At 70.8% G+C, this 12,370-nt stretch carries 9 protein-coding genes; all 9 read left to right on the top strand.

Translation table 11 applies throughout. The annotated features are described in order from the left end of the window. The first annotated feature begins 99 nt into the window (after positions 1-99). The 9 genes from lysA to prmC all read left to right on the top strand — a co-directional run bounded on the left by lysA (position 100) and on the right by prmC (position 12,304). Positions 100-1,485 carry a diaminopimelate decarboxylase gene (lysA, locus tag A6A08_RS22640; RefSeq protein ID WP_073704633.1) on the top strand — a complete coding sequence of 462 codons (1,386 nt, stop codon included), beginning with the start codon at positions 100-102 and terminating at the stop codon, positions 1,483-1,485. Between the two features lie 64 nt (positions 1,486-1,549). Next, entirely contained in the window at positions 1,550-2,836 is a 1,287-nt protein-coding gene (locus A6A08_RS22645; RefSeq protein ID WP_073704634.1) for a homoserine dehydrogenase, read from the top strand. 265 nt (positions 2,837-3,101) lie between these two features. After that, the gene (thrC, locus tag A6A08_RS22650; protein WP_199867017.1) at positions 3,102-4,160 is read left to right on the top strand and encodes a threonine synthase; all 1,059 of its coding nucleotides are present in this window, start codon (positions 3,102-3,104) and stop codon (positions 4,158-4,160) included. A gap of 241 nt (positions 4,161-4,401) precedes the next feature. After that, on the top strand, positions 4,402-5,340 hold the full coding sequence (thrB, locus tag A6A08_RS22655) for a homoserine kinase (protein ID WP_242422831.1): 939 nt from the start codon (positions 4,402-4,404) through the stop codon (positions 5,338-5,340). Positions 5,341-5,782: 442 nt separating this feature from the next. After that, a complete protein-coding gene (gene rho, locus A6A08_RS22660) occupies positions 5,783-7,771 on the top strand; it encodes a transcription termination factor Rho (protein ID WP_073704637.1) in 1,989 nt (662 codons plus the stop codon). 249 nt (positions 7,772-8,020) lie between these two features. Then, entirely contained in the window at positions 8,021-9,853 is a 1,833-nt protein-coding gene (locus A6A08_RS22665; protein ID WP_073704638.1) for an L-lactate permease, read from the top strand. A gap of 199 nt (positions 9,854-10,052) precedes the next feature. Beyond that, entirely contained in the window at positions 10,053-10,262 is a 210-nt protein-coding gene (gene rpmE / locus A6A08_RS22670) for a 50S ribosomal protein L31 (RefSeq protein ID WP_073704639.1), read from the top strand. Positions 10,263-10,373: 111 nt separating this feature from the next. Further along, positions 10,374-11,444, top strand: a complete 1,071-nt coding sequence (gene prfA, locus A6A08_RS22675) for a peptide chain release factor 1 (RefSeq protein WP_073704640.1) — start codon at positions 10,374-10,376, stop codon at positions 11,442-11,444. Beyond that, positions 11,441-12,304 carry a peptide chain release factor N(5)-glutamine methyltransferase gene (prmC, locus tag A6A08_RS22680; protein WP_073704641.1) on the top strand — a complete coding sequence of 288 codons (864 nt, stop codon included), beginning with the start codon at positions 11,441-11,443 and terminating at the stop codon, positions 12,302-12,304. Before prfA ends, prmC begins: the two co-directional genes overlap by 4 nt. Positions 12,305-12,370 lie beyond the last annotated feature (66 nt).

Below are 12,370 nucleotides of genomic sequence, written 5' to 3' on the forward strand. Positions count from 1 at the left end.
GGAGCACACCCAACCCTTTCGTCCCGACCTGTTTGGTGGACAATGGGGGGAGGGTGCCGCCAACCCGCACAGCCGTACAGTCCCAGCCGAAAGCCCATCATGAGCCGCTACGCCCATCCCGCAGGTTCCCGCCACGCGGAGATCCTGCCGGAGGACAACCCGCCGCTGCCGCCCGAGAACCTCAACGAGCTCGACCCCCGGGTGTGGCCCGCCACCGCGCGCCGCGCGGACGGCGAGCTCACCGTCGGCGGTGTCGGCGTGCGCGACCTCGCCGCCACCCACGGCACGCCCCTCTTCGTCATGGACGAGGAGGACTTCCGGGGCCGCGCACGCGACTACCGGACCGCCTTCTCCGACGCCGACGTCTACTACGCGGGCAAGGCCCTGCTGACCAAGGCCGTCGCCCGCTGGGTCGCCGAGGAGGGCCTCAAGCTGGACGTGAGCTCGGGCGGCGAGCTCGCCGTCGCCCTGGCCGCGGAGTTCCCCGCCGAGCGCATCGCCATGCACGGCAACAACAAGTCCGCCGCCGAGCTGCGCCGCGCCGTCGAGACCGGGGTGGGGCGCATCATCATCGACTCCTTCGACGAGATCGAGCGCCTCGGGACCATCGCCGCCGAACTCGGCGCCCGGCCCAAGGTCCTCATCCGGGTCACCACCGGAGTGGAGGCGCACACCCACGAGTTCGTCGCCACCGCCCACGACGACCAGAAGTTCGGCTTCGCGATGAGCACCGGCGCCGCCGCCGAGGCGGTCCGCCGCGTACTCGACGCCCCGCACCTGGACCTGGTCGGCCTGCACTCGCACATCGGCTCCCAGATCTTCGACACCTCCGGTTTCGAGGTCGCCGCCCGCCGCGTCACCCGGTTCCTCACCGGCGTCCACGAGGACCTGGGCGTCACCCTCGCCGAGCTCGACCTCGGCGGCGGCCTGGGCATCGCCTACACCTCGGGCGACGACCCGCTCGACCCCAAGACCATCGCCGAGAGCCTCACCGCCATCGTGCGCCGCGAGTGCGAGGAGGCCGGACTGCCCGTGCCCCGTATCGCCGTGGAGCCGGGCCGTGCCATCGCCGGTCCGGCCGGGGTCACCCTCTACGAGGTCGGTACCGTCAAGGACGTCGAGGGCATCCGCACCTACGTCAGCGTCGACGGCGGCATGAGCGACAACATCCGCACCGCCCTGTACGGCTCGGAGTACACCGGCCGGCTGGTCTCCCGTGAGAGCGACGCCGAGCCCATGCTGTCCCGCCTGGTGGGCAAGCACTGCGAGAGCGGCGACATCATCGTGCACGACCTCTACCTGCCCGCCGACCTGCGGCCGGGCGACCTGGTGGCGGTCGCCGCCACCGGGGCCTACTGCTACTCCATGGCGAGCAACTACAACCACCTGCCCCGACCGGCCATGGTCGCGGTCCGAGGCGGAAGCACCCGCGTCATCGTGCGCAGGGAGAGCGAGGAGGACCTGCTCCGCCTCGACGTCGGCTGAACAGTCCTCCACGGCGGCCCGGCCGCCCGACACAGGACACGAGAGAAGTGGGAGTCACGCCCAAATGGCGATGAAGGTGGCGCTGCTCGGATGCGGCGTGGTGGGTTCGGAAGTCGTCCGCCTGGTCAACGAGCAGTCCGAGGAACTGGCCGCGCGGGTGGGCACGCCGATCGAGATCGGCGGTATCGCGGTGCGCCGCACCGACCGCGACCGCGGCGTCGACCCGGCGCTGCTGACCACTGACGCCACGGCCCTGGTCACGCGCCCCGACATCGACCTCGTGGTCGAGGTCATCGGCGGTATCGAACCGGCCCGTTCGCTGATCCTCGCCGCGGTCAAGGCCGGCAAGTCCGTGGTCACGGCCAACAAGGCCCTGCTCGCGGAGGACGGCCAGACCCTGCACGCCGCGGCCCGCGACGCCGGGGTGGACCTGTACTACGAGGCCTCCGTGGCGGGAGCCATCCCGCTGCTGCGCCCCCTGCGCGACTCGCTCGCGGGGGACAGGGTCAACCGTGTCCTGGGCATCGTCAACGGCACCACCAACTACGTCCTCGACCGGATGGACTCCCTGGGCGCCGGGTTCACCGAGTCCCTGGAGGAGGCGCAGTCCCTCGGGTACGCCGAGGCCGACCCCACCGCGGACGTGGAGGGCTTCGACGCCGCGGCCAAGGCCGCCATCCTGGCCCGGCTGGCCTTCCACACCCAGCAGGTGACCGCCGCCGACGTGCACCGCGAGGGCATCACCGGTGTGTCCGCGGGCGACATCGCCAGCGCCCGCGCGATGGGCTGCGTGGTCAAACTCCTGGCCATCTGCCAGCGCTCGCAGGACGGCCGCTCGGTGGGTGTGCGCGTCCATCCGGTGATGCTTCCGGTCGAGCACCCGCTGGCCAGCGTCAAGGAGGCCTACAACGCGGTGTTCGTCGAGGCCGAGTCCGCGGGCCGCCTGATGTTCTACGGCGCGGGCGCCGGCGGCATCCCCACCGCCAGCGCGGTCCTGGGCGACCTGGTGGCGGTGGCGCGCAACCGCCTCGCCGACACCTCGGTGGCCGAGGGAGGGCACGACACCGGCCTGCCGGTGCACGACATGGGCCAGACCATCACCAGCTACCACGTGGCGCTGGACGTGGCCGACCGCCCGGGTGTGCTGTCCAAGGTCGCGGAGATCTTCGCCGAGCACGGGGTCTCCATCAGGAACGTGCGCCAGGAGGGCAGCGGTGACGACGCCCAGCTGGTGCTGGTCAGCCACCCCGCCCCCGACGCCGCGCTCAGCGCCACGGTCGAGGAGCTGCGTACGCACGACATGGTGCGCGAGGTGGCCAGTGTGATGCGTGTGGAGAGCTTCGCCGACTGAGGTCCCCTGAGACCTCCGTCCGCTCGGGGGCCGGGCCGGGAGCCGGTCCGCGGGCAGGCCGTACGGACGCGCGTACGGCCTGCCCGCCATGCTCGATGTCTCGTACAGTGAGACAGAGGGGCCGCGATTCGGGATACCCGATACGGGGTCATAGACTCGTGGCTGGTGGGACGACGGAGGCGCCATGGCGCGGCCCGGACGAGCCCCCGCATCCATTGCGCGTCAAGAGAAGCCGCATCCACCCGAAAGGGACATTGTCGTGAGCATGGCACGGGCGTGGCGAGGCATCGTCGAGGAATACCGCGACCGCCTCCCCGTCAACGAGAGCACCCCGGTCGTCACCCTCCAGGAGGGCGGCACGCCCCTGCTGCCCGCCACGCGCGTCTCCGAGCTCACGGGCTGCGAGGTCTTCCTCAAGGTCGAGGGACTCAACCCCACCGGGTCCTTCAAGGACCGCGGGATGACCATGGCCATCACCAAGGCCGCCGAGGACGGCGCCAAGGCCGTCATCTGCGCCTCCACGGGCAACACCAGCGCCAGCGCCGCCGCCTACGCCATCCGCGCGGGCATGACCTGCGCCGTCCTGGTGCCGCAGGGCAAGATCGCCATGGGCAAGCTCGCCCAGGCCCTCGTCCACGGCGCCCGCCTCCTGCAGGTGGACGGCAACTTCGACGACTGCCTCGAACTGGCGCGCAAGCTCAGCGTCGACTACCCGGTCGCCCTGGTGAACTCGGTCAACCCCTACCGCCTCCAGGGACAGAAGACCGCCGCCTTCGAGGTCGTCGACGCCCTCGGCGACGCCCCCGACGTCCACTGCATCCCCGTGGGCAACGCGGGCAACATCACCGCGTACTGGATGGGCTACACCGAGTACGCCAGGGACAAGGTCGCGACGCGCAGCCCCCGCATGCTCGGCTTCCAGGCCAGCGGCTCCGCGCCCATCGTCGACGGCGCACCCGTCACCAGCCCGAGCACCATCGCCACCGCGATCCGCATCGGCAACCCGGCCTCCTGGAAGCTCGCCGAGCAGGCGCGCGACGAGTCCGGCGGCCTCATCGACAAGGTCACCGACCGCCAGATCATGGCCGCCTACAAGCTCCTCGCCGCCGAGGAGGGCGTGTTCGTGGAGCTGGCCTCCGCCGCCAGCGTGGCCGGCCTGCTGCAGGCCGTGGAGGCGGGTCAGGTCGAGCGCGGCAGCCGCGTGGTGTGCACCGTCACCGGCAACGGCCTCAAGGACCCCGACTGGGCGCTGGCCGGGGCCTCCTCGGCCACCACCGTGCCGGTGGACGCACTCGCCGCCGCCAAGGCCCTCGACCTCGCCTGATCCCGGTCGCTCCTACTCAGGGGGTGTCCGCTCTTCTGCGTGCTCGACCCCAGGGGGCACCCGTGAGGGCGTCGGTAGGACGCCGTAGGACGAGTCAAGCCGCGCGCGAGGAACGAGCGGCAGGCGCGGACGAGGACGAAGCACTCCCGCCTTCTGGGTGCCCGAACACGGGGCGAAGCGGAGCGCAGCCCCGAAGCAGACACAGAAGGAACCCACCGTGACCCCACCACGCCCCACCCGGGTGTCCGTCCTCGCACCGGCCACCAGCGCCAACCTCGGTCCGGGCTTCGACGCCCTGGGCATGGCCCTGCGGCTGTACAACGAGTTCGACGTCCGCCTGCGCGACGACGGCGAACTCCGCGTCCGGGTCGAGGGGGAGGGCGCCGGGGAGGTGCCGACCGACGGGCGCCACCTCGTCGTGCGCGCCATGCGCGAGACCTTCGAACGGGCCGGGGAGAAGCTGCCCGGCCTCGACCTGGCCTGCGTCAACAACGTCCCGCACGCCCGTGGGCTCGGCTCCTCCTCCTCGGCGATCGTCGGAGGCGTGGCCGCCGCGAGCGCCCTGCTGGGGCACACCGGCCCCGACGGCGGACCGGACCGCGACGGCATCTACCGGACCGCCGCGGACATCGAGGGGCACCCCGACAACGTGGCCCCCTGCGTCTACGGCGGGTACACGGTCGCCTACCGCGACGGCGACCGCTGGGGCGCGGTGTCCCTGGTCCCCGACACGCGGATCCTGCCGGTGCTGTGCGTTCCCTCCTGGCGGCTGTCCACCGAGCGGGCCCGCGGCCTGCTGCCGGAGGGCGTACCGCATTCCGACGCCGCTTTCAACGCCGGACGCGCCGCACTGATGACCGCGGCCGTTTGTGGCCACCCGGAGTCCCTGTACGCGGCCACCGAGGACCGGCTGCACGAGTCCTACCGGGCACCCGCCATGCCGCGCACCCTCGAACTCGTCCGTGACCTGCGGCGACACGAGCGGCTACCCGCCGTGGTCTCCGGAGCGGGGCCGACGGTGCTGGTGCTGTGCTCGGTGAACGAGGGGGAGGCGCTCCCGGATTCACCGGAAATCACCCGGCAGACTGATTTGATCCGTCGGAGGGCGGGTAAGGACTGGGACGTACGCCCCCTGCCCGTTGAGCCGGCTGGGGTGCGGTCCCCATCTCCCCATCCGTAGCACTTGTGTCGAGGAATAGCTGTGGCCTCTGGTGATGTTAGGCTGGGTGAAGCACCAGGTGCCCCGTTACGGGGTGAGTGCTCATCCGCCACAGCGGCCTCCGCATCCCATACTCCGGTGGTTCCGTCTCACGACCCCCCGGAAGCGGCGGCCAACGTGTCGAGTCAGCGGTTCTTCCGCGACTGTGCCAACGTCATCGCAGCCCGCTCCTCCTCGGATGAGCGTGTCTTCACGATCGACGGGCAACACCACCGAGCCATCCGCCCCGACGTCTGGCTGTACCCAGAGCCCGCCGCGATTGGGTAGGCAGGGGACCGCCTTCACACCGGTTTCCGACATCCACGTGGGGCACGCCCTACCCGGCCCTGCCGGTTCGCACCACCGGGCCGGCCGCTCCAGCACCCGCTGACGGCCGAAGCCCGCTCCTTGGGAAGGACCCTTAGTGAGCGACACCACCGAACTCCGAACGGACGCGGCGGTCGACAGCAACAACACCACCGGCGCCTCCGGAGCGGAGGCTGGCGAAGCCGCGCCGACAGGTGCGTCGTCGCGGCCCCGCGCGGCGTCGCGCGGAACCGGGCTGGCGGCCCTGAAGCTCCCCGAGCTCCAGAAGCTCGCCTCCAGCCTGGGCATCACCGGTACGGGGCGCATGCGCAAGAGCGACGTCATCGCCGCGATCGAGGCCAAGCAGGGCGGCCCTGTCAGCGGTCCGGCGAAGGCCAAATCCGCAAAGAACGCCGAGACGGTGCCCAAGGCCGGTAAGGTCGAGGCAACCGACGGCCAGACCGAGGCCCAGGTCCCCGACACGTCGGGCACGGACGAGGCTCCGCGCAAGCGTGTGGCCGAGCGGCCGTCGGACCAGGCCGTCACCGACACCCAGGGTGGGCGGGGCGACAAGCCGTCCCGCGGCCGCCGTTCGTCCCGCAGACGCGGTGACGAGTCCGGTGACCAGACCCGATCGGTGGACGGCGCCGACTCCACTACCTCCGCGAGCAGCGTGACCAAGACATCCAGCACCCCCCAGAAGAACGGCCCCGACTCCTCCGAGGACCGTGACACCAGGTCCGGGCAGGGTCGCGAGCGCCAGCGCAACCGCCGCAACCGCAACCGGGGCGGCGGCGACGACCAGAACACCGGCGGCAACGCCCAGCAGGGCGGAGGCGGCGGCCAGAACCAGGGCCGGGGTGGCGACGACGACGACTTCGGCGGCGGGCGCCGCCGCGGACGCCGTCGCGACCGTCGCGACCGACGCGGACGCGGCGGGGGCCAGGAGCCCGAGCCGGTGATCGGCGAGGACGACGTCCTGCTGCCGGTCGCGGGCATCCTCGACATCCTGGACAACTACGCCTTCGTGCGCACCACCGGCTACCTGCCCGGGCAGAGCGACGTGTACGTCTCCCTGGCCCAGGTGCGCAAGCACGGCCTGCGCAAGGGCGACCACATCATCGGCGCGGTGCGCCAGCCGCGCGACGGTGAGCGCCGGGAGAAGTTCAACGCCCTGGTGCGCCTGGACTCGGTCAACGGCATGTCGCCGGACCAGGCCAAGGGGCGCCAGGAGTTCTCCAAGCTGGTTCCGCTCTACCCGCAGGAGCGGCTGCGTCTGGAGACCGAGCCGAACATCCTCACCACGCGGATCATCGACCTCGTGGCGCCCATCGGCAAGGGTCAGCGCGGGCTCATCGTCTCGCCGCCCAAGGCGGGCAAGACGATGGTGGTGCAGGCGATCGCCAACGCCATCACCGAGAACAACCCCGAGTGCTACCTGATGGTGATCCTGGTCGACGAGCGGCCCGAGGAAGTCACCGACATGCAGCGAACGGTCAAGGGCGAGGTCATCCACTCGACCTTCGACCGGCCCGCCGAGGACCACACGGTCGTCGCCGACCTGGCCATCGAGCGCGCCAAGCGGCTCGTGGAGATGGGTATGGACGTCGTCGTCCTGCTGGACTCCATCACCCGCCTGGGCCGCGCCTACAACCTGGCCGCCCCGGCCAGCGGGCGCATCATGTCCGGTGGTGTGGACTCCACCGCCCTCTACCCGCCCAAGCGCTTCTTCGGCGCGGCCCGCAACATCGAGGGCGGCGGCTCGCTGACCATCCTGGCGACCGCGCTGGTGGAGACCGGCTCGCGGGCAGACGAGGTGATCTTCGAGGAGTTCAAGGGCACCGGCAACATGGAGCTCAAGCTCAACCGGAGCCTGGCCGACAAGCGGATCTTCCCCGCGGTGGACGTGGACGCGTCCAGCACCCGCAAGGAGGAGATCCTCATGTCCTCCGAGGAGCTCAACGTCGTCTGGAAGCTGCGCAGGGTGCTGCACGCGCTCGACGCCCAGCAGGCCATCGAGCTGCTCCTGGACAAGATGAAGGAGTCCAAGAGCAACGCCGAGTTCCTGCTCCAGATCCAGAAGACCACGGTGGGCCCCGAGCGCTAGACGCGAGGCCGCCACGAATCACGACAGGGTCCCCTTCCCGCTCCGGGAAGGGGACCCTGTCGTGTCCGGACCGCGCACGAAGTGCCGGTATCCGCACCGTCGACGATTTACTTTCGGATCGCGAAAGCAGCTGACCAGGACACGAAAAACATCACTGGTGTGTTGCGGATCACAAAGGGGGATGTCCCTGAGGAGGAAAACGATTTAGGGTCGCGCCAGCCGAGTCCCCCATGCCAGGGAGCAGTCTGGATGGACAACCTCGCCCTACTCAGCCTCCTCGCACTCACCCCGATCGCCCTCGTGGGAGTCCTGCTCGTCGGATTCCGCCTCCCGGCCATGTACGCGATGCCCGTCGGCTACGTCGTCGTGGTCGGCATCGCCGTCGTGTTCTGGCAGACCGACTGGGTCGCCGTCGCGGCCTCCACGGTCCAGGGCCTGATCCTCGCCCTCGGCCTGCTCTACATCATCTTCGGCGCGCTGCTGCTGCTCTCCACCCTGACCAAGAGCGGCGCCATCGCCACCATCCGCTCCACCTTCACCGACATCAGCCCCGACCGCCGCGTCCAGGCGATCATCATCGGCTGGCTGTTCGGCAGCTTCATCGAGGGCGCCTCCGGCTTCGGGACCCCCGCCGCCGTGGTCGCCCCGCTCCTGCTGGCCCTGGGCTTCCCCGCCATGGCCGCCGTCATGGTCGGCCTGGTCATCCAGAGCACCCCGGTCAGCTTCGGCGCGGTGGGCACGCCCATCCTCGTCGGTGTCGCCGGCGGTCTGGAGGGATCCCCCGAGGTCGCCGAACGCGCCTCCGTGCTCGGACTGACCATGCCCGGGCTCGTCAGCCACATCGGGTTCCAGACCGTCGTCCTCCACGCCGTCTCCGGCACCCTCATCCCGCTGTTCATCTGCTGCATGCTCTGCGGCTTCTACGGCGGCGAGCGCCGCTTCTCCGACGGTCTCGGCGTATGGAGGTTCGCGCTCTTCGCCGCCTTCGCCATGACCATCCCCTCGATCCTCTACAACTACTTCCTGGGTGTGGAGTTCACCAGCCTCCTCGGCGGCCTCACGGGACTGGTCATCGTCGTCCTCGCCGCACGCCGCGGCTTCCTCATGCCCGAGCGGACGTGGGACTTCCCGCCCCGGGAGGACTGGCTGGCCCGCTGGAGCGGCAGGATCGCCCCCGGAGGCGGGGAGACCGTGCTCACCGACGACCGCCGGGTCGGCTTCCTGACCGCTTGGGCGCCCTACCTCCTGGTCGCCGCGGTGCTGGTGGCCACCCGCACCATCGTCCCCGTCAAGGACTGGCTGGCCGGCGTCAGCGTCGGGGCCGGCGACATCTTCGGCACCTCCATCACCCAGACCGTGGAGCCCCTCTACTCGCCCGGCGCGACCTTCCTCCTGGTCTGCCTGGCCACCTACGGCCTGCACCGCATGAAGGCCCGCCAGATCCTCGACTCCTGGAAGATGGCCGGGTCGCAGCTGGCCGGGGCCGCCGTCGCGCTGCTCTTCGCCGTCCCGCTCGTCCGGGTCTTCATCAACACCGGGGCCGAGTTCGGGGACACCGACCTGGAGAGCATGCCGCTCACCCTGGCCGTCGGAGCCGCCGAACTGGGCGGGACCACCTGGCCGCTCTACGCGCCCTGGATCGGTGCCCTGGGCGCCTTCGTCGCGGGCTCCAACACCGTCTCCAACCTGATGTTCTCCCTCTTCCAGTTCTCCACCGCCGATCACATCGGGATCCCGCCGGAGACCGTCGTGGCCACCCAGGCCGTCGGCGGGGCGGCCGGGAACATGATCACCGTGCACAACGTGGTCGCCGCCTCCGCGGTGGTCGGCCTGGTCGGCAGGGAGGGCGACCTCATCCGGCAGAGCGTCCTGCCCATGACCTACTACGTGCTCCTGGCCGGTTCGGTCAGTTACGTGTTCGTCTACGGGTTCGGCCCCAACGCCGGAACCGTGATGCTCGTCCTCGTCCTCGCCGCGCTGGCCGGGCTCGTCCTCCTCATACGCAGGGCGGACGCGGACAAGCCCCCCTCGCGCGGGTTCCGGAAGACCGCGGGAGGTACCGGTGAGAAGGGGACGGAATAGACACTGGTCCCGGCATCGTTGTGGGTCTGGCAAACTGGTGGTGGAGAGTGGCCCACCCCTGCTTCGGCGGGATCCGCCGCCCCGTTACCTGGATCGCCGCGGCACCGGTTCGCGCATGACCCACGACGACCGACCCACCCCCTCGGGTGGCGCGGCTTGTCATGCGTCCGGCGGCCGCGCCCCTGATGAGGAGACACACATGAAGGCCGACATCCACCCCGAGTACGTCGCGACCGAGGTGACCTGCACCTGCGGTGCCAACTTCACCACCCGCAGCACCGTCACCGAGGGCAAGATCCGCGCCGAGGTGTGCTCCGAGTGCCACCCGTTCTACACCGGCAAGCAGAAGATCCTGGACACCGGTGGCCGGGTCGCCCGCTTCGAGAAGCGCTTCGGCAAGCGCAAGTAGCGCTGCCCGCTGTCCCGCGGCTCCGGGCCGCCCGGCGCCGCGGGACCAGGTAGCCCCCCGAGGGGTGGACACACAGGCGAGGCAAGCACAACAAGACGGGGACGGGCGAAAGTGAAGCTGGACGACCTTCTGGGGGAGTACTACGAGCTGGAACAGCAGCTCGCCGACCCCGAGGTGCACGCCGACCAGGGCAGGGCGCGCACGCTGGGCAAACGCTACGCACAGCTCACCCCCATCATCGAGACCTACCGCGCGCTCAAGGAGGTCGAGAATGACATCGACGCCGCGCGCGAGCTCGCCGCCGAGGACTCCTCCTTCGCGGAGGAGGCCGACCGCCTGACCGAGGAGGCCGAGGCCCTCACCGAGCGCCTGCGCTTCCTGCTCATCCCGCGCGACCCCGCCGACGACAAGAACCTCATCATGGAGGTCAAGGCGGGCGAGGGCGGCGAGGAGTCCGCCCTGTTCGCCGGGGACCTGGTCCGCATGTACCTGCGCTACGCCGAGCGCCAGGGGTGGAAGACCGAGATCATCGACGCCACCCACTCCGACCTGGGCGGGTACAAGGACATCACCATCGCCTTCAAGAACAAGGGCACCCCCGAGCCCGGCGCGGGCGTGTGGCCCATGCTCAAGTTCGAGGGCGGCGTGCACCGCGTCCAGCGCGTTCCGGTCACCGAGTCCCAGGGCCGCATCCACACCTCCGCCGCGGGCGTGCTGGTCGTACCCGAGGCCGAGGACATCGAGGTCGACATCCACGAGAAGGACCTGCGGATCGACGTCTACCGCTCCTCCGGACCCGGCGGGCAGAGCGTCAACACCACCGACTCGGCGGTGCGCATCACCCACCTGCCGACCGGCATCGTCGCCTCCTGCCAGAACGAGAAGAGCCAGCTCCAGAACAAGGAGCAGGCCATGCGCATCCTGCGCGCCCGTATCTACGCCGAGGCCCAGGCCAGCGCGGACGCCGAGGCCGCGGCCGAGCGCAAGAGCCAGGTGCGCACCGTGGACCGCTCCGAGCGGGTCCGCACCTACAATTTCCCCGAGAACCGCATCTCCGACCACCGCGTCGGATACAAGGCCTACAACCTCGACCAGGTCCTCAACGGGGAGCTCGACGGGGTCGTCAAGGCCCTCGTGGACGCGGACACCAAGGAAAGGCTCGAAGCGGCCCAGTCATCATGAACCTCCTGCTCGACGAGGTCGCCCGCGCGACACTGAGACTCGCGGAGGCGGGCGTGGCCTCACCCCGCACCGACGCCGAGGAGCTCGCGGCGTTCGTGCACGGTGTCCGTCGAGGGGAGCTGCACGCGGTCGCCGACGCCGACTTCGACGCCCGGTACTGGGAGTACGTGGCCCGCCGGGAGGCCCGCGAGCCCCTGCAGCACATCACCGGTCGCGCCTACTTCCGCTACCTCGAGCTCCAGGTCGGGCCCGGGGTGTTCGTGCCCCGGCCCGAGACCGAGATCATGGTCGACTGGGCGATCGAGACCCTGCGCGCCATGGACGTGGCCGACCCCCTGGTGGTCGACCTCGGCGCCGGATCGGGCGCCATCGCCATCTCCATCGCCCAGGAGGTGCCGCGCTCGCGTGTGCACACGGTGGAGATCGACCCCCTCGCCCTGGAGTGGGCGCGCCGCAACATCGAGGCCAGCGGCCACGCCGGCCGGGTCACCGCCCACCACGCCGACATGCGCACCGCCCTGCCCGAGTTCAACGGCCGCGTCGACCTGCTCATCAGCAATCCGCCCTACGTCCCCACGGGCGAGGCCGCGGTCATCCCGCCCGAGGTGCGGGACTACGACCCCGCCCCCGCGCTGTGGTCGGGCGAGGACGGCCTCGACATGATCCGCGACCTGGAGGCGGTCGGCCGCAGGCTGCTGCGTCCCGGCGGCGCGATGGCCGTCGAGCACCACGACGGCCAGGGCATCGACATCCCCTGGCTGTTCCCCGAGGACAAGGGCTGGCGCGACGTGCTCAACCGCAAGGACATGGCACGGCGCGACCGCTTCGTGGTCATGCGCCGCGTCGACGAGGACGGCTGACCGTGTCCGCCTCCGCGCTCCGCCGCACCCGCCCCCGTATCCCCGCCCGGCCGTGAGGGCCGGCTC

Source organism: Nocardiopsis sp. TSRI0078 (assembly GCF_001905145.1).
In the GTDB taxonomy this organism is placed as follows: Bacteria; Actinomycetota; Actinomycetes; order Streptosporangiales; family Streptosporangiaceae; genus Nocardiopsis.